The sequence below is a fragment of the Gillisella vitis genome (genome assembly GCF_001541345.2).
Taxonomy (GTDB): Bacteria; Pseudomonadota; Alphaproteobacteria; order Rhizobiales; family Rhizobiaceae; genus Allorhizobium; species Allorhizobium vitis.
The window spans coordinates 974,767-999,201 of the sequence record NZ_LMVL02000003.1 but is presented as its reverse complement, the minus strand read 5'-3'; the positions used below and the strand labels follow the sequence as shown (position 1 = coordinate 999,201).

At 57.1% G+C, this 24,435-nt stretch carries 18 protein-coding genes and 1 pseudogene; 16 read left to right on the top strand and 3 right to left on the bottom strand.

The annotated features are described in order from the left end of the window. A partial coding sequence (locus tag ASB66_RS26575; protein WP_206781796.1) for a hypothetical protein occupies positions 1-253 on the bottom strand: 253 nt, incomplete at its 3' end. Between the two features lie 462 nt (positions 254-715). Here ASB66_RS26575 and ASB66_RS14775 point away from each other — a divergent pair. The 6 genes from ASB66_RS14775 (at position 716) to exoR (ending at position 10,921) form a co-directional block, all read left to right on the top strand. Then, a complete protein-coding gene (locus ASB66_RS14775; RefSeq protein WP_060716804.1) occupies positions 716-1,369 on the top strand; it encodes a protein-L-isoaspartate O-methyltransferase family protein in 654 nt (217 codons plus the stop codon). Between the two features lie 607 nt (positions 1,370-1,976). Continuing rightward, a complete protein-coding gene (locus ASB66_RS14770) occupies positions 1,977-3,380 on the top strand; it encodes a TolC family outer membrane protein (RefSeq protein WP_060716791.1) in 1,404 nt (467 codons plus the stop codon). Between the two features lie 306 nt (positions 3,381-3,686). Then, positions 3,687-4,631, top strand: coding sequence for a PopZ family protein (locus tag ASB66_RS14765; RefSeq protein ID WP_060716790.1), 945 nt, complete (start codon positions 3,687-3,689; stop codon positions 4,629-4,631). Positions 4,632-4,844: 213 nt separating this feature from the next. Continuing rightward, positions 4,845-7,688 (top strand): valine--tRNA ligase, encoded by a 2,844-nt coding sequence (locus ASB66_RS14760; RefSeq protein WP_060716789.1) that lies wholly within the window; start codon positions 4,845-4,847, stop codon positions 7,686-7,688. Positions 7,689-8,244: 556 nt separating this feature from the next. Beyond that, positions 8,245-9,402 carry an OmpP1/FadL family transporter gene (locus ASB66_RS14755; RefSeq protein ID WP_060716788.1) on the top strand — a complete coding sequence of 386 codons (1,158 nt, stop codon included), beginning with the start codon at positions 8,245-8,247 and terminating at the stop codon, positions 9,400-9,402. Positions 9,403-10,105: 703 nt separating this feature from the next. Then, positions 10,106-10,921: an exopolysaccharide production regulator ExoR gene (exoR, locus tag ASB66_RS14750; protein ID WP_060716803.1), complete on the top strand. Its 816-nt coding sequence runs from the start codon at positions 10,106-10,108 to the stop codon at positions 10,919-10,921. A gap of 22 nt (positions 10,922-10,943) precedes the next feature. Here the strand turns inward: exoR and xth are convergent, their stop codons facing one another. Together xth and erpA are read right to left on the bottom strand one after the other, a co-directional pair. Then, positions 10,944-11,738: an exodeoxyribonuclease III gene (xth, locus tag ASB66_RS14745; protein ID WP_060716787.1), complete on the bottom strand. Its 795-nt coding sequence runs from the start codon at positions 11,736-11,738 to the stop codon at positions 10,944-10,946. Between the two features lie 85 nt (positions 11,739-11,823). Next, positions 11,824-12,156, bottom strand: a complete 333-nt coding sequence (gene erpA, locus ASB66_RS14740) for an iron-sulfur cluster insertion protein ErpA (RefSeq protein WP_060716786.1) — start codon at positions 12,154-12,156, stop codon at positions 11,824-11,826. A gap of 194 nt (positions 12,157-12,350) precedes the next feature. Here erpA and ASB66_RS14735 point away from each other — a divergent pair, with 194 nt between their 5' ends. The 10 genes and pseudogenes from ASB66_RS14735 to serS all read left to right on the top strand — a co-directional run bounded on the left by ASB66_RS14735 (position 12,351) and on the right by serS (position 24,431). Next, on the top strand, positions 12,351-13,568 hold the full coding sequence (locus ASB66_RS14735) for a deoxyguanosinetriphosphate triphosphohydrolase (protein ID WP_060716785.1): 1,218 nt from the start codon (positions 12,351-12,353) through the stop codon (positions 13,566-13,568). A 62-nt stretch (positions 13,569-13,630) separates the two neighbouring features. After that, positions 13,631-15,388, top strand: coding sequence for an arginine--tRNA ligase (argS, locus tag ASB66_RS14730; RefSeq protein ID WP_060716784.1), 1,758 nt, complete (start codon positions 13,631-13,633; stop codon positions 15,386-15,388). 134 nt (positions 15,389-15,522) lie between these two features. Beyond that, positions 15,523-18,105 (top strand): SPOR domain-containing protein, encoded by a 2,583-nt coding sequence (locus ASB66_RS14725; RefSeq protein ID WP_158544215.1) that lies wholly within the window; start codon positions 15,523-15,525, stop codon positions 18,103-18,105. A gap of 165 nt (positions 18,106-18,270) precedes the next feature. Beyond that, a complete protein-coding gene (nagZ, locus tag ASB66_RS14720; RefSeq protein WP_060716802.1) occupies positions 18,271-19,287 on the top strand; it encodes a beta-N-acetylhexosaminidase in 1,017 nt (338 codons plus the stop codon). Continuing rightward, positions 19,287-20,168 carry a segregation and condensation protein A gene (locus tag ASB66_RS14715; protein WP_060716782.1) on the top strand — a complete coding sequence of 294 codons (882 nt, stop codon included), beginning with the start codon at positions 19,287-19,289 and terminating at the stop codon, positions 20,166-20,168. Before nagZ ends, ASB66_RS14715 begins: the two co-directional genes overlap by 1 nt. Positions 20,169-20,173: 5 nt before the next feature. Beyond that, a complete protein-coding gene (gene scpB / locus ASB66_RS14710; RefSeq protein ID WP_060716801.1) occupies positions 20,174-20,890 on the top strand; it encodes an SMC-Scp complex subunit ScpB in 717 nt (238 codons plus the stop codon). 179 nt (positions 20,891-21,069) lie between these two features. Next, positions 21,070-21,285: a twin-arginine translocase TatA/TatE family subunit gene (locus ASB66_RS14705; protein ID WP_060716781.1), complete on the top strand. Its 216-nt coding sequence runs from the start codon at positions 21,070-21,072 to the stop codon at positions 21,283-21,285. Between the two features lie 93 nt (positions 21,286-21,378). Then, positions 21,379-21,912 (top strand): annotated as a pseudogene (gene tatB / locus ASB66_RS27130) (Sec-independent protein translocase protein TatB); the annotation flags it as partial. A gap of 347 nt (positions 21,913-22,259) precedes the next feature. After that, positions 22,260-23,072 carry a twin-arginine translocase subunit TatC gene (gene tatC / locus ASB66_RS14695; protein WP_060716780.1) on the top strand — a complete coding sequence of 271 codons (813 nt, stop codon included), beginning with the start codon at positions 22,260-22,262 and terminating at the stop codon, positions 23,070-23,072. Positions 23,073-23,147: 75 nt separating this feature from the next. Further along, on the top strand, positions 23,148-24,431 hold the full coding sequence (gene serS, locus ASB66_RS14690) for a serine--tRNA ligase (RefSeq protein WP_060716779.1): 1,284 nt from the start codon (positions 23,148-23,150) through the stop codon (positions 24,429-24,431). Positions 24,432-24,435: the final 4 nt, after the last annotated feature.

Below are 24,435 nucleotides of genomic sequence, written 5' to 3'. Positions count from 1 at the left end.
TGTATTGTGAGCAGAAGGCCAATTCCTTGATTGAGCTTCCAACGATGTCTCTCGGTTTTATCATGGTCGCGCCGTCTGCAATGTTTACTTGAGTTGATATGCGAGTGGGATGCTCAATTCCTAGCAAATACGGTAGGGTGAATTTTTCGCAGGCTGTATCCACAGCAATCTCCATCAAATCTGATGGCATCGTGCCGTTGTAATACATTTCACCTGCTGTCTGATTCGGGTATTGTTTTGATTCAGTCCCCACGAATTGACTCGTAATCTAGGACGCAGAAAAAATACACTGAATTACTAGGGGTAGATTGACCAATATTGGGTTGATTTGTGCTCAATGCAATTGCACTGCGGTAAGCTTCATGTCTCCATGCGCAACGCCATCCGGGCTTGAACGGCTCAGATCCAGGTTGGAAAATGCAAGAGCCTTGCGGGTCTTACTCCATTGCAGGCAGAGATTTTAGAGCCTCTTGCCCGACATGGCTTGAAAGCTGCGTTGCCGCCGATTAAACACACTATAGCAAATGGTGTGATCCCTGTGGGGATGGCGCCCTTGGCAGTAGCAGCTCTCAGGTTCTACGGCGTTGTTTTCCGTCATCGGAGACGCGGCGAGCGGTGATATGGAGCCGCTTCGGAACATGTCGGGGCGGCGGCTTTGGATTGTTTGCCGGCGGTGTCCCGCAGCAAACGCAACCGGTGTAAAATGGGCAACGATATGATCGATTTTGAAGCAGCGCGGGCGAAAATGGTGGACGGCCAAATTCGAACGACGGATGTAACCTCTCATTCCGTGCTTTCGGCTTTTCTGTCCGTACCGCGGGAAGCCTTTGTACCGGACAATCTGAAAGCCCTGGCTTATATCGATGAAGATATTCAGGTCGCTCCGGGTCGCTATCTGATGGATCCGTCGCCCCTTGCCAAGCTTTTGCAACTGGCGGAAATCGGTCGCAGTGAACTGGTTTTGGAAATCGGAGCGGGCACCGGTTATGTCTCGGCTTTGCTCGGCAAACTGGCTGGGGCGGTTTTTGCCGTTGAAAGCGATGAGCAACTGGCCAGCGCTGCCAAGTCTAATCTTGAAAAGCTGGGTGCCGCGAATGTCACGGTCGTTCAATGTCCGCTTGAGGCTGGTTATGCCAAGGAAGCTCCTTACGATCTGATTTTCCTGAGTGGGTCGGTCGAGGAAGTGCCACCGGCACTGTTCGATCAATTGCGTGACGGTGGTCGTTTGATTGGCGTGGTCGGTAGCGGCCGTGCCGTCCGTGCGCATGTTTTCGTCAAGGCCGGTGGGTCGGTTTCGACAAGTTCGCTTTTCAATGCTTCGATCAAGCCGCTTCCCGGCTTTGAAAAAGCACGCGAATTTGTATTCTGATCATTGCTGCACGAGGTTTACGAACGGTCATTGTGAATGATCGTTCGTATTGCGTTTTTGAATATCTCAACTCCTCGGTGCATTTGAGATGTTCAAAATGCCTTTGGGCGAGGATCTGGTTCAGACCTTCAAGCACTGACATTGCCCCGGACTGCTCGATTATCCATATCCGCAGAGTGGTTGCATTTTTTTATTTTTTTGCTGTTTTGGTTGTGGACAACCGGGTGGTTGTTTCTTGTTTTAAAGCTGTTTTCGCTGAATTGTTTATATCATTGATTTTTAGGCGGCTTGAAAATGTGAGCTGTCAGTCGCTTGTCAAATTCCTGTAAGTCTGTGGGCTTAGCCTATGAATTCTCCCAGGATGATTTGTGGTCAGCTTCACGCAATCTAGGGCCTTAGAATAAGGGCTGTCGCAGTTTGATGATGAGTCTATCGCCATCTTGTCAGCAACGCCGGGGAGGGGTGAGAGCCGTTTCCAATGTTGGTGACAAGTTGGAGAGAATCGGCTTCACATGAGAATGCTAGTAAAACATTCAGGCGGTCCTGCGGGGCCGGCCCTTCCATGATGGATGGGGCCTTGGCTTAATTAAAGTTGGGAGATGTATCCTTGTCGAGCCTTCGTAACGTGGCCTATGCCGCAGCATTTCTTCCGCTGTTTTTTCAACCTGCCGTGCTGCATGCCGAAACCATCTTCGGTGCCATGGAAAAGGCTTATAAGAACAATCCCGATCTGAACTCGGTGCGTGCCGCCTTGAGGGCAACGGATGAAAGCGTGACGATTGCTAAGGCTGGCTACAGGCCGCAGCTGGGCTTTTCCGTCTCCGGCACTCAGTCTTCCTTCGGTAATTTCAACGGCACTGCCATCGGCAATTTGCCGGCGGATAAATATTCTGCGGATTATTATAAATCCGACGTGCAACTGACATTGACCCAGCAGATTTTCGACGGCTTCCAGACGCTGAACAATGTGCGCTCCTCAGAAGCGGGCGTGCTTTCCAATCGGGAAAGCATGAAGGCGGATGAGATCCAGATCCTGCTCGGCGCAGCCCAGGCCTATGCCGATGTGGCGCGGGACCAGCAGATTGTCAGTATCCGCCGCCAGAACCTGAGCTTCCTTCAAGAACAGCTCAAGGCTGCCAATGCGCGGCTTGAGGTGGGCGAAGGCACTAAAACCGATGTTAGCCAGGCAGAGGCGCAACTGGCGGGTGCCGACAGTCTGCTGGCCTCTGCTATCGCCCAACTGAGACAGAGCGAAGCATCCTATATGCAGGTCGTTGGCGAGATGCCGAAGGATGTGCGCCAGCCGGTGCGGGCCACCAAGGCGATGCCGACCAATCTCGATAAGGCCGTTGCTTTGGGAATCAGGGAGCATCCCAGCGTGCTTGCCGCGCTGCATGCGGTAACGTCGGCGCAATATCAGGTGAAATCGGCGGAAGGCAGCCTGCTTCCAGGCGTCAGCCTTCAAGGCAGCCTCGATCGGCACAATACGGATAATCCAAGCGAGTCGACCGATCGCGATTATTCTGCGGCCTCGATTACAGCGCAGGTGAAAATTCCGCTCTATCAGGGCGGTTCGGAATATGGTCAGATCCGCAAAGCCAAGGAAACCGTTGGTGCGCAGGAACTGAAAGTCGATTACGCCCGATTGAGCGTGCGCAAGCAGATCATGACCGCGTTTGCCCAGATGCAAGCCGCAACGGCGGCCATCACCTCGGGCCGCAAGCAGGTTGCTGCCGCTAAGCTCGCCTTGCAGGGCGTTATCGAGGAGCGCAATGTCGGCCAGAAGATCACCCTTGACGTTTTGAACTCGCAGCAGACCGCACTCGACGCTCAGGAAAGCCTGGTGAATGCACAGCGCAATGAAGTGGTGGCCAGCTACTCGTTGCTCGCGGCGACCGGCACCTTGACGGTCAGGAGCCAGGGATTGCAAGTGGCGGAATATAAGGCAGAAGAGCATTACGATGCCGTCAAGGACAAGTGGTTCGGATTGCGGGCTGCCAACGGCAAGTAAACCCAAGGGGTCATTGATAAGGGCAGTTGGTATTCCCTTTGCAAATATTTCAAGCGCCGGATGCATTTGAGATATTTGCAATGCGTTCAAGGCGAGGATTTGTGAGCATGTCCTCGCCTTGGTATCATGCCCTTCATTGCGGATAATTCGGCTCGGCTGGCGAAACAATCCTCGATTGAACTCATAAAGCTGTGTATTTTGGGCCTTAAGCTTTTGAAGGCGATTTCCTCGAGCAAAGGGGTATCCTAAGGTCAAGCGAATCACATGGCAAAAGCCGATGGGGTTTGAAGCCAAATGGGGAATGTAATGGCCCAGCCGAATGTATCGCGTGAACCGTCCATGGAAGAGATCCTGGCCTCCATTCGCCGGATTATCGAAAGCAATGAACCGGCACCCGCCCGGTCTTTCGATGATGCCTATGGTTATGACAGTGAAGTGGACGAGCTGGATATTGCCGGTAACGCATTTTCTGTCGAGGCTGTGCCGATGGATCTGCCGGTTGCGGCCAACCAGCCCGGTCCGGCTCAGACGACGGCATCTGCTGCAAACCGTTTCTCCGAGGTGACGGGCGATCAAGGTCGTGAGCCTACCCGTGATATGGGCGTTGGCGGACAGCAGATTGCAGATGGCGCAAGGCATGCCGCAAAGCCGGTGTCGCTTGCCGATCTGGCAGCGCGGGTGCGCGCCACGTCCGAGCGGCGCGAAGAGCCTGGTGTTGCCGAGTTTCCTTCTGAATTTCCCCCCGCTTTTTCCAAGCAAGAGCCGCAATCGCGCGATGGTCGTGGGGTCTCTTCCTACATGTCTGACACCATCGGTGGTTTTCGCGAGATTGCTACGGAGCAAGCAGGGCCTATGGGGCACGTGCGGCCCCTGGCACAGGCGCGAATCGCCGAACCGGAAGCCATGAGCGCCAGCCAGCGCCATATCGAAGCGTTGTTGCAGTCGGAACCTGTGGCTCAGGCTTCGGTCGCGCCTCAGGAGCAGGCCGAAGAGGCAGATATGCAGGACGATAACAGGGCCGATAATCGGCAAGGCGCGCTTTTGTCCATGCAGGCCGGTGCGCAGGTGGCCAAGTCCTTTGAGGAACTGGCAGCTGTCGTCGATGGCCAGCAGCGCAGGTCGCTGGATGAAATCGCCCAGGATATGTTGCGGCCGATGTTGCAGGACTGGCTTGACGACAATCTGCCGACGCTGGTTGAGCGTCTGGTGCGCGAAGAAATCGAACGTATTGCGCGTGGTCCGCGCCGCTAAGAGAGCGTTACCGCAGGCTGCTCCCGGCAAGCGTGCGTATGAAAACGTCGAACTGGAACAATCGGAAGCCGCCTTGTGAATGGGCGGCTTTTTGCTTTCCTTTCTTGACACTGCGCGACCTGTCCGCTTTACCACGTGATTGACGAAAACAATGAAATCCAACGTCCACCCGCGTTCCCGTGAACCGGTAGGGCCTTAATGTCTGGTCAGAACATGCTCGATAAGACCTATGATTCCGCAAGCGTAGAACCGAAAATCGCCAAGGCCTGGGATGAGGCGGAGGCATTCCGCGCCGGTGTCAATGCCAAACCGGGTGCGGAAAGCTTCACCATCGTTATCCCGCCGCCGAATGTGACCGGGTCGCTGCATATGGGCCACGCGCTCAACAATACCTTGCAGGACATCATGATCCGCTTCGAGCGGATGCGCGGCAAGGATGTGCTGTGGCAGCCGGGCATGGACCATGCCGGCATTGCAACGCAGATGGTTGTCGAGCGGCAATTGATGGAAAAGCAGTTGCCGGGGCGTCGCGAGATGGGCCGTGATGCGTTTATCGACAAGGTCTGGGAGTGGAAGGACGAATCGGGCGGGTTGATCTTCAACCAGTTGAAGCGGCTTGGCGCATCCTGCGATTGGTCGCGTGAGCGTTTCACCATGGACGAAGGCCTGTCCGAGGCGGTTCTGGAAGTCTTTGTCACCCTCTACAAGCAGGGGCTGATCTACAAGGATAAGCGCCTCGTCAATTGGGACCCCAAGCTGTTGACGGCGATTTCCGATCTGGAAGTCGAACAGCATGAGGTCAACGGCAACCTCTGGCACCTGCGCTATCCGCTGGAAGAAGGTGTGACCTACCAGCATCCTGTTGCCTTCGATGAAGACGGCAAGGCGACGGAATGGGAGACCCGCGACTATCTCGTGGTCGCCACCACCCGTCCGGAAACCATGCTGGGCGATACCGGCATTGCCGTTCATCCAGATGATGAGCGCTATCAGTCGATCATTGGCAAGCATGTGATCCTGCCGATCGTTGGCCGTAGAATCCCTATTGTCGGTGACGAATATCCCGATCCGACGGCTGGCACCGGCGCTGTAAAAATGACGCCCGCCCATGATTTCAACGACTTTGATGTTGGCAAGCGTGCGGGCCTGAGGATGATCAACATCCTCAATATCGATGCGACTGTGACCATTGTCGAGAATGACGATTTCCTGGAAGGACTGACACCGAGCCGCGAACAGCAGATGGTCTGGGCCGAGCTGGAAGGCCAGGACCGGTTCTTCGTCCGCAAGAAGATCGTCGAGATCTTCGAGGCGGAAGGGCTGCTCGACAAGATCGAGCCGCATAAACACACGGTGCCGCATGGCGACCGCGGCGGCGTGCCGATCGAGCCGCGCCTGACCGAGCAATGGTATGTGGACGCCAAAACGCTGGCCAAGCCCGCCATCGACAGCGTGCGCGAGGGCCGCACCAAATTTGTGCCGAAGAATTGGGACAAGACCTATTACGAATGGATGGAGAATATCCAGCCATGGTGCGTGTCACGTCAGCTTTGGTGGGGACACCAGATTCCGGCCTGGTATGGTCCGGATGGTCAGGTCTTCGTCGAAAAGGACGAGGAAACGGCGCTTCACGCTGCCATTCAACATTATCTGTCGCATGAAGGGCCGATGAAGGCTTTCGTGGAAGACAAGATCGAGAACTTCAAGCCGGGCGAGATCCTCACCCGTGACGAAGACGTGCTCGATACCTGGTTTTCCTCGGCGCTCTGGCCGTTCTCCACGCTCGGCTGGCCGGAAAAAACACCGGAAGTGGCGCGCTACTATCCGACCAATGTCCTCGTGACCGGTTTTGACATCATCTTCTTCTGGGTTGCCCGGATGATGATGATGAGCCTGCATTTCATGAAGGATGAAGCGGGCAATCCGGTTGAGCCATTTGAAACCGTTTATGTCCATGCGCTGGTGCGCGACAAGAACGGTCAAAAAATGTCGAAATCCAAGGGTAATGTCATCAATCCGCTGGAGCTGATCGATGAATATGGCGCTGATGCGTTGCGCTTCACGCTGACCATCATGGCTGCCCAGGGCCGCGACGTGAAGCTGGATACAGCGCGTGTTGCGGGCTATCGCAATTTCGGGACCAAGCTGTGGAACGCCACCCGTTTTGCTGAGATGAACGGTGTGAAGTCCGATCCGTCCTTCTTGCCCGAGGCAACAACACTGGCTATCAACCGGTGGATTCTGACCGAACTGACGCGGGCTGAACGCGAGGTCACGGAGGCCATCGTACATTTCCGTTTCAATGACGCGGCCAGTGCGCTTTATCGCTTCGTCTGGAACCAGTTCTGCGACTGGTACCTGGAATTGCTGAAGCCGGTCTTTGCCGGTGAAGACGAAGTTGCCAAGACTGAAGCCCAGGCTTGCGCTGCCTATGTGCTGGAGCAGACCTACAAGCTGCTGCATCCCTTCATGCCGTTCATGACGGAAGAATTGTGGGCGCATACGGCAGGCGAGGGTGTCGAGCGCGAAACCTTGTTGTGCCATGCCGACTGGCCGGTTCTGACCTTCAGCGATGAGCAGGCGGCTGCCGATATCAACTGGTTGGTGGATCTGGTCAGCGGCATTCGCTCGGCCCGCGCGGAAATGAACGTGCCGCCTTCCGCCGTCGCACCGCTCACCGTCGTTGGTGCCAACGGCGTGACCCGCTCCAGGCTGGAGCATCACGAAGCCGCCATCAAGCGGCTGGCGCGGGTGGGTGACATCAGCCATGGGCCGGAAGCCCCAAAGGGCTCGGCCCAAGTGATCGTCGGTGAGGCCACGGCCTGCCTGCCGCTCGGCAGCCTGATCGATCTTGGTGCTGAACGCGCCCGTCTGGAGAAGTCCATCGGCAAGGTCGATCAGGATATCGAGAAGGGCCGCAAGAAGCTCGGCAACGAGAAATTTGTCGCCAATGCCGATCCAGACGTCGTCGCCGCTGAGCGTCAGCGGCTTGCCGAACTGGAGGAGCAGCGCGGCGTGCTGGCTGTGGCCCTGCAACGGGTCAACGAGGCGGGTTGACCTCCTGGAGGTTGTCCGGAGCATTTCCAGGCAAAGCGGAAACCGGGTTCCCGGCAAAGCAAACGATCATTCGAAAAATGAAAACCTGTCTGGTTCAATCTGAACGAGACAGGTTTCACATGGCCGTCTTTGTTTTAAAACGCACGAGGGATGCCGTAGCCACCCGAAATGACTTCTATTGTGAAGGCATCCGATGGTGGAAACATCCTCGGTTTTTTAAGCTTGAAACGGCTTACTCCTGCGGATCTGGTTTTCCAGCGGGAATGCCGTTTTTGCACTGCAAAAAATTCTATCGAAATCTCAGGAATAATGAATTGAGGCCGCGTTGCTGTTTCGCAACGGTTGTGAAGAAATGTAAAATATTATTCCGCAAACTCGGGGATAATACCAGTTTGACGCAAAACGTTCCTTTTAATTTGTCAATTTTACGGCGTTAATAAGACCTTACGTAAAACGATCCATTCCTATGGTGCGCCGCAATCGTGTTTCGTGAAGTTGTCATTTAATTTTAATAGGTTAGGCTTCATTCAACAAAATTCCAATGTTTGGAGGGGACATGTCAAAAAAACAAATTACGCGTGGCGTTCTGGCTTTGGTCGCGGCGGCGCTTTCCAGCACGGCGGCAATGGCGGGCGGCTTTTCCCGAGGCGAGGCCGATACCGACATTCTTTACGAGGATGGTAAAGTCAAGGCTCGCGCTGGCGCTGTCTTCGTCTCGCCGGAGCGTAAATACGACACGGTGGGCGGATCGAAATCATCTGACGGTAGTTTTAGTGACAGTTACTGGATTCCCAGTGTTGCCGCCAAGGTCCAGATTTTCGATGCGTTGGGCTGCGCCTTTACCTATACCCAGCCGTTCGGCGCATCCTCCACCTATGGAACGGACGCACGTCGTGCCGACCAGTTGGCCGGGGCGGCTTCAGGCAATTTCAACTATTACACCAAGAAGCATTTCACCACCAATGAATATGGCGGCACGTGCGCCGTGCGGTTCGATGTTGGTCCTGGCAAGCTCTATGTGTTGGGTGGCGGTTTCTTCCAGGATTTCGATTACACGGCCGATTCTTATTATGGAACGCTGCACCTGAAGGATAATTCGTCTGTCGGATATCGCCTGGGCGTGGGCTATGACATTCCCGAATATGCGATGCGTGCCCAGTTGATGTATCGTTCGCAGATCAAGGAAGAGGCCGATGGTGACTTTACGCCGCGTGCCCTGTCGGCGCTGCTGGGCACTGGTGCCGTTTCTGCCTATGGTTATGGCACCTTGCCGCAATCACTCAAGTTGAGCCTGCAAAGCGGTATTGCGCCCGGTTGGCTTGCCTATGGCTCTGTCAAGTGGACGGACTGGAGCGTTTTGCAAACGCTCAACTACAATATTACCGGCCTTGGCGATCAGCGGGACGATTTTTTCTGGAAGGATGGCTGGACCATCCAGGCGGGCATTGGCCACAAGTTTAACGATCGCGTTTCCGGTACCGTCAATATCACCTGGGACAAGGGTGTAGGCAATGGCGCCGATATCATGACCGACACCTGGACGTTGGGTGTGGGAACCGAGATCAAGCTTGGCCCAGGCGATCTGCGTGTTGGCGCGGGGGTCAGTTATCTCACCGCCGGGAGCCAAAGCTATTCCAAGGGTGCATCCTATGATGCAACCGCTAATGGAGATTGGGCCTATGCCATCGGTAGCTCTTATCAGATCAAGTTCTGATATCTGTTCATGACTCCATGAAATGGCACGGTTGCTCTCAAATGAGCGACCGTGCCATTTCTTTAATGGAGTCTCGACGGAGCCGACCCAGGCTTTTCAGCGTGCTTACCCCTCGTCCCCTCGTCATGCCTGATGTCGCCCTTGAGAGCTGCGGAGCGATAGTGAACCTGTGTCCGCTAAATATGGCGCACGGCCCTGTAGAGAGGTCTCGACAGGTGGATGCGTCGCCCGGCCTATGGCTGATTTTCTGTGCTTGGGCTGTCCATTCTGTGCTTTCTTTGCAACATATTTTATATCCTCTCGGTCGTAATCTTCTCAGTGCTAAAATGTCTATTTCCCGCCACAAAGAGAGCGCAGCACAAGATCGTTGCGAAGTTCCGGGTGTGCAATCCCTGCGCTTGCTTGGTCGAAAGAAGATGGGTTCGGAGGAAAAACCTCGGTTTTTCAGGAGGCTCCGACTTATTCGACACAGCAAAAGGCGTGGAGCAGTATACCGGCCGCAGTTTCAGGTCTCAGGCCGCTTTCTCGCCCGAAAGGCACTTTATGTTGGGGAAAATAGAGGGGACGCGAAGAATAATTTACCGGATTTCAATCTGGTTGCGTTCTTTATGGGATTTGGATCTGTACCCGGCTGCGGACGTTGTTGGCTCTGGCGCTGTCGTAAATCCTTCGCTTGTGCGTAGAAGGGCCTTTGGTCGTGGAAATGTTTAAGGTTTACGGTAATCAGGGGCGGACAATCGGACAGTCTTCAGCCTTTCTGCTGCTGTCTTTGGCGCTCGGCAATCTGTTTTATACGGGCTGTGCCCATGCATTCGACTTCAAGGCTGGTGTCTCCAGGGAGTCCGGTCCCTTCGATTTGTTCAAGTTCGGCTTCAACGCTCAAAAGAGCGGCAAGACGCAGGATGCCGTTGAAGCCTATCGTTATGCGGCTGAAAAAGGTCACACCGGATCGCGCTGGGCATTGGCCAATATGTATGCCGATGGCGATGGCGTCGTTAAAAACGACTATGAGGCCTTCAAGATTTATTCAGAAATCGCCAATCAGGGCGTGGAGCCGGGGTCAGAAGACACGGTCTATTTCGTCAATGCGCTGATCTCGCTTGCCAGCTATTACCAGCAGGGCATTGCCGGCAGCCCGGTCAAATCGGATCTGGTCCAGGCCCGGCAACTTTATTTTCAAGCGGCGTCCGCCTTTGGTTTCCCGGAAGCCCAGTTCGAGCTGGCGAAAATGCTCCTGGCGGGCGAGGGCGGCAAACGCAACGTCCAGCAGGCCAAGAAATGGCTTAACCTTGCTCGCAAGAACGGCCATGCTGGCGCCATGGCGCTGTTTGGCGATGTGATTTTCGAAGAAGGACAGGCGGCCCGTGGGCTCGCTTTCCTGACGGCAGCGCTTGATAAATGCGCGCCGAAGGATTGTCCGTGGATCGAGGATCTCCAGGAGCGCGCCTTTTCGCTTGCCGATGAAAAGGATCGCCGCGTTGCCGTGGCGCTCGTGCCGCAGGTGCAGGAGCAGCCCTGAGCGGCTACCCTGCTACATCCTCTTATGCTGCGACGAAATTGAAATGCCCGATAACCGGCACATGGTCGGAGGGCTTTTCCCAGCTGCGCACATGCTTTTCTATCTCGGTTGAGACAAGCCGGTCGGTGGCTTCTGCCGAGAGCAGAAGGTGATCGATGCGAATGCCGTTGTTCTTCTGCCAGGCACCAGCCTGATAATCCCAGAACGAGTAAAGCCTCGTCGCATCCGTCGTGGCACGGACAGCATCGGTCAGTCCCAGATTTTCGAGGGACTGGAAGGCGGCGCGGGTTTGCGGCAGGAACAGAGCGTCATTGGCCCAGACCGCCGGGTCGAAGCAATCATGCGGATGCGGAATGACATTATAGTCACCTGCCAAGATAAGCGGTTCTTCCAAGGCAAGCCGATCTGCTGCAAAGCGTTGCAGCCGGGCCATCCAGGCCAGCTTGTAGGGGTATTTCACCGGATCGTCGGAGGGATTGCCGTTGGGCAGGTAAAGCGAGCAGACCCGCAACACACCATCGGTTACCGAAAATACACCCTCGATAAAGCGCGCCTGTTCATCAGCCTCATCGCCGGGCAGGCCGCGATTGACCTCGTCCGGCCTGATTTTTGAAAGAAGCGCGACGCCGTTGAACCCCTTCTGGCCATGGGTTTCGACATGATAACCCAAGGCCTCGATCTCGGCGCGTGGAAAGCCTTCATCGACGGATTTGATTTCTTGGAGGCAGACGATGTCTGGCGATGAGCTTTCAAGCCATTGACAGAGATTGGCAAGGCGGGCTTTCACGCCATTGATGTTCCAGGTGGCAATTTTCATCGGCACGTTTCCCTTGGTTCAGGGCCCGGTTCTAACGGAAAGCCTGCCGTTTGCCACGGAGAATTATACCGAACCCACAAAAGCCTCACATGGCAAAGCTGGTGCCACAACCACAGCTGGCCACGGCATTGGGATTGGTGATCTGGAAGGACTGGCCCATCAGGTTATCCACAAAATCGATTTCAGACCCGGCCATGTAGACCAGTGATATCGGATCAATTAGCAGCGTGGCGCCGTCGCGCTCAATCACCAGATCGCCATCCTGCGGGCCTTGGTCCAGGTCGAATTTATAGGAGAAGCCAGAACAGCCGCCGCCTTCGACAGAGACGCGCAGAGCATGCTTGTCCTGTTCGGCGGAGACGATTTTGGCGATACGCTTGGCCGCGTTTTCCGAAACTGTCACTGTCTGCGTGGTCATTTTTGCCTCCTGACGGGTTCAAGGCCCGTAGAAACCTGGGGTTTGTCTATTTTTTCCTGTCAACTTCGCGGCGAAGCAGCAAAAATTGGCAGGAAGTTAGGTCATTATAAAGAGGAAGCCGGTGCCTTGCACGGGATTTTCCTATAGGTATGAACCATAGGCGAAAGCGTCAATGGGCAGGATGAAGAGCAGGCATGACAATCGATAGAAATGCATTGGGATTCGGTGTTGGAGAACGGGCGATTTTTGCTGCAGATCCCTGGAATTCGCGTGGGCGCCTCTATCCGGAAGGCGGCAGCCTGACCCGGTCCGATTTCCAGCGCGACCGCGACCGTATCGTTCATACCACGGCTTTTCGCCGCCTCAAGCACAAAACCCAGGTCTTCATTGGCCCCGACAGTGACCATTACCGCACCCGGCTGACCCACACGATTGAGGTGGCGCAAATTGCCCGGGCGCTGGCCCGCGCCTTCCGCATTGACGAGGATCTGGCTGAGGGCGTGGCTCTGGTGCATGATTTCGGCCACACACCGTTTGGCCATACCGGCGAGGATGCGCTGCACGAATTGCTGGAACCCTATGGTGGCTTCGATCACAATGCCCAATCGCTGCGGATCGTCACCAAATTGGAACGTCGCTACGCCGAATTCGACGGTCTTAACCTGACCTGGGAAGCGCTGGAGGGCCTCGTCAAGCACAATGGGCCGCTGATGAATGCGGACGGCGAGGGGACGCGCGGACCGGTGCCTTTGCCGATAACAGAATATTGCCAGATGCAGGATCTCGATATTGCCAGCCATGCCAGCCTTGAAGCCCAGGCCGCTGCAGTCGCCGACGACATTGCCTATAACACCCATGACATCGACGATGGCCTGCGCTCCGGCTATCTGACGTTTGATATGCTGGAGGATGTGCCGTTCCTGGCCGGTCTGATGCGCGATGTGCGTGACCGTTATCCCAATCTGGAGGCCGACCGTTTTACCCATGAAATCATGCGGCGCCAGATTACCCGGATGGTCGAGGATGTGATTGCGGTGGCGCAGGAGCGGCTGGCGCGGATTCGCCCAATGTCGGCAGACGATATTCGTCAGGCAGGCGAAACGGTGATCACCTTTTCGGAAGGAATGGCCGAGACCGACCGGCAGATCAAGAAGCTGCTGTTTTCGAAAATCTACCGCCATCCCGATATCATGCGTATTCGCGCTGGCGCGGCCCAGATCGTCACGGATCTGTTCAAGGCCTATATGGCCGATCCGACCCTGATGCGCAGCGACTATTGGGTGGAACACACGGCAGGACTGGAAACGCCTGCCAAGGCCCGTCATGTCGGCGATTTTCTGGCTGGGATGACCGATACTTATGCGGTGCGTGTTCACCGGCAGCTGTTTGACCATACACCCGATTTGCGCTAGGCAGCGGGCGAAACGCCGCCTGTTGGGCTGGCCTCGACCTGCATCTGTCTGGATTGATCCTCATGAACCTGTTCGCCGATTTCGAAAATCGAATCAAAACTGCGCTGGAAACCCTTGATCTTGTGAAGGAAAAGCGAAGCGAACTGTCGTTCGATCGGATTGTTGTGGAGCCCCCGCGCGATGCAAGCCACGGCGATGCCGCAACCAATGCGGCGATGGTTCTGGCCAAGCCGCTGGGTGTCAGCCCAAGGGTGCTCGCGGACTTGATCGGCGAAAAGCTCAAGGAAGATGCGGATATTGCCGAGGTTTCCGTGGCCGGTCCCGGCTTCCTGAATATCCGCTTGTCCGTTGCCTACTGGCAGCGGCTGCTGGCCAATGTGATTGCTGAAGGCACGGATTTCGGCCGCTCGCAAACCGGCGCTGGCCGCAAGGTCAATGTCGAATATGTCTCAGCCAATCCGACGGGGCCGATGCATGTCGGCCATTGCCGGGGTGCGGTGGTGGGCGATGCGCTGGCCAATCTGTTGGCCTTTGCGGGTTATGGCGTCACCAAGGAATATTACATCAACGATGCCGGATCGCAGATTGACGTGCTGGCCCGTTCCGTTTTTCTGCGCTACCGCGAAGCGTTGGGCGAAACTGTCGGCGAGATCCCGGCTGGCCTTTATCCTGGCGATTATCTGATCCCGGTCGGTGAGGCGCTGGCCAAGGAATATGGCGTGCGTCTGCACAACATGCCGGAAGAGCAATGGATGGATATCGTCAAGGATCGCGCCATCGATGCGATGATGGTGATGATCCGTGAGGATCTCGCAGCCCTTAATGTGCATCACGACCTGTTTTACTCGGAGCGGCAATTGCATGCCAATGGGGCCGCCGCGATCCGCACCGCGATCAATGACCTGACCTTCAAGGGTCATGTCTATCGCGGTACGCTGCCGCCGCCGAAGGGACAACTGCCTGAAGATTGGGAAGATCGTGAGCAGACGCTGTTCCGTTCAACCGAAGTTGGTGACGATATAGACCGCCCACTGATCAAGTCCGATGGCAGCTACACCTATTTTGCCGCCGACGTCGCCTATTTCAAGGATAAGTATGATCGCGGTTTCGACCGGATGATCTATGTTCTGGGCGCTGACCATGGCGGCTATGTCAAGCGTCTGGAGGCGGTGGCCAAGGCTGTGTCCGAGGGCAAGGCCAAGTTGACGGTGTTGCTCTGCCAGCTCGTTAAGCTTTATCGGGATGGCGAGCCTGTCAAGATGTCGAAGCGGTCGGGCGATTTCGTGACCTTGCGCGACGTGGTCGAGGAAGTCGGCCGTGATTCGGTGCGCTTCATGATGCTTTACCGCAAGAGCAGCGAAACATTGGACTTCGACTTTGCCAAAGTGACGGAGCAGTCCAAGGACAATCCGGTCTTCTACGTGCAATATGCCCATGCCCGTTGCATGTCGATCTTCCGGCAGGCGCGTGAAGCCTTCGGCGATATTGATCTTTCGCCTGATGTTCTGGGGGCAGCCGTGGCCGGTATTACCGAGCCGAGCGAAGTACAATTGATTGCCAAGCTTGCGGAATACCCACGAATCATTGAAGCTTCGGCCCAGTCAATGGAACCGCATCGCATCGCATTTTATCTTTACGATCTGGCTAGTTCGTTCCATGCTCACTGGAATAAGGGCAAGGATCAGCCGGAATTACGATTTGTTAACGATAAAAACCGACAATCAAGTCTTGCCAGACTTGGGCTGGTGCATGCTGTCGCTTCTGTGTTGCAGTCCGGACTGGCCATTACCGGCACGGATGCTCCGCAAGAGATGCGATAGTATCGTCACCAATTACCCACATTGCGCTGGCAAACCGATGGTCGCGTAGCGAGTGGAAGTGTAGGGTTATGGTGCAAAAACAGGCTGCATATAGCAGGGATCCAGCAAGCAATGCGTTTGCGGACGACGATCCGTTGGCAGAGCTGGCCCGTCTCGTCGGCTACGATGCGCCAGTGGCGCGTCGTGACCCGCCCATGAACCAGCCTGTGGCACCAGAGCCGCACCGGCATTCGCCAGCGCAGGATCAGGTCAATTTGCAGGACGAGCTGCTTCAGGATCTCGATGGTTATGTCGATGCGCCTGCCTATGCCAGCGCGCCTCAGCCTTCAGCGGGATATTCCCAACCGATATCGGTGCGAGAGCCAGTGTCCTTCGGTGGCAACGAGGCTCCTGCTTCGGACATATCCCTTGCAGATGAACTTGAGTGGTCGGTCGGCGATGTGGCGGTAGAACCGCCTTCGGCGCGTTCCGGCGGAGCTGATCCAACCGAAGGCTATGGGCGTCATCGTCTTCCGCTTGCCAATTTCAATCCGGTGAGCGCTGGCGCCTCGCGCTCCAGTGCGGCTCGGCACGAAGAGTATACCCGTCAACGGCATGAGCCGGTGATGGAGCCTGCACCGGTTGATCTAGCCCCTCCTGTTGTTCACCCGGAGCCGGATGCTCCAGAAATGGAACAGGATTTCGATTTTGGGTTCAGCCCTGAAGCATCGCGATCACCAGCATCGGCAACGCCCACGCAGGAGCGCCTCGAACCGCCGCTTTTCCAGCCTGTTGCCCATTCGGTTTTCGCAGGTGCGCCGCTTGCCCCGCCATCGCGGGAGGTTCCGAGCTTTTTCGAAGCCCTGGCCCACAATGAAGAGGTAGAAGCTCGGCCCGTCGCGGCTTCCACCTATTCGGTGCAAGAGCCTCAATTCGAACCGCAGGCAGCGTCCCCACGCCCTGACCATCAGCGTCATGACCATCAGTCCGAAATCCAAGACGAAGCATCGCTAGCCCAGCAGGAGGCCGATCCTTTTGGCGGCGATTTTGATTTCGATCTGGAAGATATCGAACTCGATCTTTCCGAGCTGGAGGCCGAGTCCGCGCCACCGGTGACAGAGCAGAGGCAGCCGCAGCCGGTGGCCTCCGTCGTTTCCGCTCCCGCCACGCATCAGCCGTCCCGGCCAGCAGAAGCCGCACCTGTTCAGGCGACAGCGCCCATTTCTGAACCGGAGCCGCAGCATGTGAGTGAACCCGTTCCGCTGCCGTTTGATGCCGCAGAAATTTCCGATCAGGACGAACACCTGGAAGCTGTCGCACATCTGGATGTTCCTGATTTGCCGCCGGTGGAAGATACCGCGCCTCCCACCTATCGGCAGGATTACGATTTCGATATCGATTCCGAACTGGCAACATTGCTCGACCAGACGGTCGAGCCCCGCTCGGCATCTGCGCCACCAAAGCCCGTGCAGGCCGTGGCCGCAGCGGCTGTTGCTGCGCCTGTCGCGCCCATGCCGCCCTTGGCCGAACAGGTCAAGAATATGCCCAGTGATGATTTCGACGTGTTCGAAAAGGCACTGGAGGAAGATTTCCGCAAGAGCCTTGATGGTCCCCATAGTTTCGGAGCCAAGCCCGGCGGGCCTGTACCGATGCCCTTGGAAGCGGAGGATTATGACGATTACGAAGAGCCGCGCGGTTCGCGCCGTTGGGTGGCGATGGCTGCCGCAGCGGTGGTCGTGCTGGTTGGCGGTGGCGGGGTCTATGCCTGGATGAAGACCAGTGGGGGCGAAACGTTCAGCTCCAGCGAACCGAAAGTGGTGATGGCTGACAAGGGGCCGGTCAAGGTTGTGCCTGCCGATCCCGGTGGCAAGTCCGTTCCGAACCAGAACAAGGCGGTCTATGACCGCGTGTCTGGTTCCACTCCTGACCAGCCTCAGCAAAAGAGCCTGATCTCTTCGCAGGAAGAGCCGGTGGATGTTGCCCAGCGCACGCTGGAGCCTGACAATCTGCCGTTGGAACAGGAATCAGAAGCTGACAATGCTGGGATGAGCGGCGATGCGCCACAGACGGGCCAGAATGGCCAGTCGGGCGATCCCGCCAAGCAGGGCGACCAGCAGAGCCTTTCCCCCCGCAAGGTGAAAACCATGATCGTGCGGCCAGACGGCTCGCTGGTGGCGCAGGAAACCACTGCCCAACAGCCTGCGGCTTCCCAGCCATCGGCCGCACAAGGTGGCGCTCCTCAGCCAGCGGCGGCTCAGCCTGGCTCGACGGCTCCGCAGAGCGTGGAACAGGCGATGGCAACGGCGGATACGGCGACGGCTGCACCGGATGCGGCGCAGGATAATGCCGGTGTTCCAGCTCCCAATATGCCGGTTCCACGCAACAGACCGGCAGCGGCACCCGTGCAGACGGCTGCGGCAGCTCCCAAGAGCCCAACGCCTGCTGCCACGCCTGTTTCGGCATCTCCTGCGTCAGCCAGCACGGCTGTCAGCTCCGGCGGTTATCTGGTTCAGATCTCTTCGCTGCCAAGCGAAGCCGATGCGCAGAAAAGCTACAAGAACCTGTCGGCTAAATTCGGCAGTGTGATCGGTGGCCGGGGCGTCGACATCAAGGCCGCCGATATTCCGGGCAAGGGCACCTACTACCGTGTTCGTATCCCGGCTGGCAGCAAGGATGAAGCTGTGTCGCTTTGCGAACGTTATCGCGGCGCTGGCGGAAATTGCATGGTGGTGCGCTAAAGGTGTAGGGGAGCCTGTTAGGGTTCCCTTTGATTGAATGTGACCTCGTTTCAGGGCGCTATTCTCCAGGGAATAGCGCCCTTTCTGCTGCTTTTTTCGTGGATTCCTGTGCATGATCGGCGCTTTGCCCTCGGCTTTTCGCAAAGCTGGACTATTGTTCAGCCCATGACCCACGCAAAAGCTATGATTTTGGGCTGTTCCGGCCCGGTTCTGACCCCCGATGAGCAGGCGTTCTTTAGAGAGCACCAGCCCTGGGGCTTCATTCTGTTCGGGCGCAATTGCCTTGATGGTGCGCAGATCAGTGATCTGGTTGCGCAGATGCGCGATACGGTTGGCGGACGCAATGCGCCTGTGCTGATCGATCAGGAGGGCGGGCGCGTTCAGCGTATCCGCGAGCCGATGTGTCCGCGCTATCCATCGGGTGCGGAGATCGGCACGCTTTACCGTCAGGACAAGGAGAAGGGGATTCGTGCCGCCTGGCTGATGTCGCGGCTGCATGCCTTTGACCTTTTGCGCTACGGCATCAATGTCGATTGCCTGCCGGTGGTGGATGTGCCGGTCGAAGGGGCCAGTAATGTGATTGGCAACCGCGCCTATGGTTTCGATCCGGAAACGGTTGGAGCGCTGGGCGAGGCGGCGGCGGCGGGGTTGAAGGCAGGCGGTGTGCTGCCGACGGTCAAGCATATTCCCGGTCATGGCCGGGGCATGGCCGATTCTCATCATGAATTGCCGGTGGTCACGGCCTCTCGGGCCGAGCTGGAAGCGCATGATTTTCCGCCTTTCCGGCGTCTCAACGGTGAATTGATGGCGATGACCGCGCATGTGGTCTATTCTGCCTATGACCCAGATTATACGGCCTCGACCTCATCCATTGTCGTGGAGGAGGTGATCCGGGGACTGATCGGGTTCCAGGGGCTGCTGATGAATGACGATCTGTCGATGAATGCCCTGAAGGGGACAATTTCCGAGCGGGCCGCGGCTGTGGTTGCCGCTGGCAACGATGTTCTGCTGCATTGCCATGGCATTATGGAGGAAATGGTGCAGGTTGCGGAGCGCGCTCCTTGGCTTTCCGGGGCAGCGCTTGCGCGGGTAAAGGCCGTTGAGGCGGCTTTCGGCGGTAACGACGGCGCCGACGAACAGGCTATCCGTGAGGAATTTGCCTCTCTGATGGCGGTGGCGTGATGGCAGAGCCTGCCGCACACACTCCAGCCTCCGGCGTGAAGGGCGGCACCGCCACGCCGATGGAGAAGCTGTGGCAGGGTGATGCGGCGATTGAGCGGGCCAGTGATGATCCGTCTCTGGTCATCGACGTCGCTGGCTTTGAAGGCCCTCTGGATCTGTTGCTGTTTCTGGCCCGCAATCAGAAGGTCGATCTGTCGCGGATTTCGGTTCTGGCGCTGGCTGAACAATATCTGCTGTTCGTCGAAGAGGCCCGCAGCATCCGCATCGAGCTTGCCGCCGATTACCTTGTCATGGCAGCCTGGCTTGCCTATCTGAAATCGCGGTTGCTGATCCCGCAGCAAGCCAAGGACGATGAGCCATCCGGTGAGGAAATGGCCGCTGCACTGGCCTTCCGGTTGAAAAGGCTGGAAGCGATGCGCGATGCGGCTGGAAAGCTCGTCAACCGCAACCGGTTGGGCCGCGATATCTTCCAGCGCGGCGCACCCGAACATGTACCGGATCGGGTGAACTCGGCCTTTGAGGCTAGTCTCTACGACCTGCTATCGGCCTACGCCAATCTGCGCCAGCGCCAGGCCTATACGCAGGTCACCATCGAACGGCGCACGGTCTGGTCGCTGGTCGATGCGCGCACGCTGTTGAACCGGATGATTGGAGAAATTAGCGATTGGACGGCGCTGGACGCCTATCTGCTGCAATATCTGGCCGATCCCACGGAGCGGATCACGGCAATTGCCAGTGCCTTTGCTGCTTCGCTGGAACTGGTGCGGGAAGGCAAGCTGGAAATTCGCCAGGCTGGCGCTTTCGAGCCGATCTATATGCGGGGTGGCAAGGGCCGGGATGCGGCGGGCATGTTGGTGCCGCATGCCGATGGTGGCCTCTGATGGCGATGACGGACGGCAATAATCCAGATGAGGCTGACGCCAAGGATGGGGCAGGCGGGCTTGCGACCATACGGGAGCGCGAGGCCTTGCGCATCGTTGAGGCATTGGTGTTTGCCTCGGCAGAACCGGTATCGGAAGGTTTTCTGGCTGAACGCCTGCCACGCGGCACCGATATTGGCGGGCTGATGAAGGCGCTCCAGGTCGATTATGCGCCACGCGGCGTCAATCTGGTGCGGGTTGATGGGCATTGGGCATTTCGCACCGCTGCCGATCTGGCCTTTGCCATTCGCCGTGAAGACAACGAGGTGCGCAAACTATCGCGGGCGGCGCTGGAAGTGCTGGCGATCATTGCCTATCACCAGCCGGTCACGCGGGCCGAAATCGAGGATATCAGAGGCGTGCAGACCTCCAAAGGCACGATCGACGTGTTGCTGGAGGCTGGATGGGTGCGGTTTCGCGGTCGCCGCCGCACGCCGGGCCGGCCCGTGACCTTCGGCACCACGCGCGATTTTCTCGATCATTTCGGGCTGGAGGAATTGCGCGATCTACCGGGCATGGAGGAATTGAAAGGGGCGGGACTGCTGACGGGCCGAATCCCTGCGAATTTCCATGTGCCGATGCCGATGGATGGCGATGCGCTTGGTGAGGATGAGGACCCTATTACTCAGCTTGATCTTGAGGAACTGGGCCTGCTGGCGCCCGCCGATGCCCGTGATGCGTAATCTGTTGCTGAACTTGGGCAGTAGAAATGCCCACGAAAATCTGCGGGACTGTTGATGGGGCGGCGGCGGTGTCTTGCCTCCAGTCATTTCCCATGCCAAGCAGGTAAAAGATTTTGTAATTTGAAAAAGATGCACAAACATCTTACATCGGTATGACCGATCAATAAGGAGTGGGGACCATGGGTTCTTTCAGTATGTGGCATTGGCTGATCGTTCTGGCGATTGTGCTGTTGTTGTTTGGCCGTGGCAAGATCCCCGAACTGATGGGTGACGTTGCCAAGGGTATCAAGAGCTTCAAGAAGGGCATGTCGGATGACGATACGGCCCCTGACGGGACGCCTAAGCCTGCCGATCAGTCGAAGACCGTGGACCATCGGGGCGACGATCACAAATAACGATGTGTGAAACTGAATGAGGCCGGTGCCAATGGCGCCGGTCTGTTTCTGGAATGGGTCGCCGCTTGGCCGACGGCTTCAGGAGACTGAAGAATGCTTGACATTGGCTGGAGCGAATTGCTGGTCATCGCGGTCGTGCTGATCGTTGTGGTCGGTCCGAAAGACTTGCCGCCCATGCTGCGGGCCTTCGGCAAGATGACAACGCGACTGCGCAAGACAGCGGGCGAGTTTCGCGCCCAGTTTGACGAAGCGCTGCGCGAAGCCGACATGGACGATGTGCGCCGCACGATCGATGATGCCCAACGGCTGAACCCGGCCAACGCGCTCCGCGAGGCAATCAACCCGCTGCGGCAGATGGGTGCCGATATCAGATCCGATCTCCAGCGCTCGACACAGGTGGATCATTTCCCTGAAGATGACAGTAGCCGCCTGCCACTGGCGGATGAACCGGCCCGGCCGATGACGGCGGAAGATCTTCCGCCGCTGGCACCGCTGGGTGATACCCTGGCAAAGCCACAATTGCCGGGTTCGGCTGCTGCCGCACCCGTGGCGGCACCGGTTGTCAAAGCCGCCGAAACTGCTACCCCAGTGGAAAAAGCACCGGTAAAACGGGTGCGTAAGCCGAAGTCGGACGTCGCAGCGCCTGACGTGCTGACGTCTGAAGTGTCGTCGCCTAAGGTGGCAAAAGCCGTAAAAGCCAAGGCTGTTTCCAAGCCAGTCAAAAATCTGAAGCCAGCAGCCGTCACCGCGCCTGTCACGCAAGCCTCTGTTGATGCTGACATTGCTGTATCGGATAAGGGTGCGCCGTCGAAGACGACGCGCACCAAACGGCCAGTAGCGGCAAAGGGTCTGCCGGAGACGGCTGCTGTGCCAGAATTGAAAAAGAAAACCGCATCCAGGAAGAAGACAGTCCCTGGTGAAACGATGGCCAGCCAGCCTGAGCCCCGAGCGGAAGACATCACCAAGGGTGAAGCATGAGCGACGACATCGAGGACAAGCCGCAGCCGCTGATCGAGCATTTGATAGAGCTGAGGACGCGGCTGATCTGGTCGCTGGGTGCGTTTTTCCTGGCCTTCATTGTCTGCTTTTTCTTCGCCAAGCATTTGTTCAATCTTCTGGTCATCCCCTATAAATGGGCGGTGATCTGGGCGCATCTGGATGTCAGCAAGGCGGAGCTGATCTATACGGCGCCGCAGGAGTTTTTCTTCACCCAGGTCAAGGTGGCGATGTTTTCTGCCATGGTCATCGCCTTTCCGGTGATTGCCGCGCAGATCTATAAATTCGTCGCGCCGGGCCTTTATAAAAACGAGCGTCAGGCCTTCCTGCCCTTCCTGGTCGCCTCTCCGGTCCTGTTCCTGATGGGGGCGGCGCTGGTCTATTTCTTCTTTACCCCGATGGTGATGTGGTTCTTCCTGGCCATGCAGCAGGCGCCAGGGGAGGGAGATGTGGCGATTTCGCTGATGCCGAAAGTCTCGGAATATCTCAGCCTGATCATGTCGCTGGTCTTTGCCTTCGGACTTGTGTTTCAATTGCCTGTGGTGACCACGCTTCTGGCCCGGGTCGGGATCATCGATAGCAAGTGGCTGGCCGAAAAGCGGAAGTATTTCATCGTTATCGCCTTCATCGTTGCGGCAGTGCTAACCCCGCCCGATCCGATGTCCCAGATCGGTCTTGCACTGCCCACCATCCTTCTCTACGAAGTCTCGATCTATGCCGCAAAGCTGGTGGAACGGGAACGGTTGAAGAAGGCCGCGACCGAAGCCAGCACCTCCACCGAGGTGAAATAGCCTGCGTCAAAATCTGGCCGGTTACATATTTGGCCCGCTTTAAAGACTTGGCCCGCTTACATATTTGGAACGACGATGCTTGATATAAAATGGATTCGTGAAAACCCTGAGCTTCTCGATCAGGCTCTGGCAAAGCGCGGGGCAGAGCCGCTGTCGCAGAGTCTGATCACGCTTGATGAACAGCGCCGGGCCGTTGTCCAGTCCATGCAGGACATGCAGTCGCGTCGTAATTCCGCGTCCAAGGAAATTGGCGCGGCTATGGCGCAGAAGGATATGGCGCTGGCCGAAGAGCTGAAGGCCGAAGTTGCCTCGCTGAAAGACACCCTGCCTGCTGCCGAAGAAGACGAGCGCCGCCTGAGCGCGGAACTGACCGATGCCCTGTCGCGCATTCCCAATATTCCGCTGGATGACGTGCCTGTCGGTGCGGATGAACACGATAATGTCGTGGCACGTGTTGTTGGCCAGAAGCCGGGCTGGAACCACAAGGCCATCGAGCATCCAGAAATCGGCGAAGCGCTGGGCTATATGGATTTCGACCGGGCTGCCAAGCTTTCTGGCGCACGGTTTACCGTCCTGACCGGGCCTTTGGCACGGCTGGAGCGGGCGCTCGGTCAGTTCATGATCGATCTTCACACCAGCGAACATGGCTATACGGAAGTCTCCTCGCCGTTGATGGTGCGCGATGAAGCGATGTATGGCACCGGCCAATTGCCGAAATTTTCTGAGGAACTGTTCAAGACCACCGATGGCCGCTGGCTGATCCCGACGGCTGAGGTGACGCTGACCAATCTGGTTTCGGGCGAAATTCTCGACCAGGAAAAACTGCCGCTGCGCTTTACTGCCTTGACGCCGTCCTTCCGCTCGGAAGCAGGGTCGGCTGGACGTGACACGCGCGGCATGCTGCGCCAGCATCAGTTCTGGAAATGCGAACTGGTGTCGATCACCGATGCGCAGAGCTCCTTGGCGGAACATGAGCGGATGACGGCCTGCGCTGAAGAAGTGCTGAAGCGCCTCGACCTGCATTTCCGCACCATGACGCTTTGCACCGGGGATATGGGGTTCGGTGCCGCCAAGACCTACGATCTGGAAGTTTGGCTGCCGGGACAGAACACGTTCCGTGAAATCTCCTCATGCTCGGTCTGTGGTGATTTCCAGGGGCGGCGGATGAATGCCCGCTACCGCAACAAGGATGGCAAAGGCACCACATTCGTCCACACGCTTAACGGTTCTGGCACCGCAGTTGGCCGATGCCTGATCGCAGTCATGGAGAACTATCTCAACGAAGATGGCTCGATCACTGTGCCTGATGTCTTGTTGCCCTATATGGGCGGTCTGACGAGAATTGAAAAAGCCAGCTAATTCC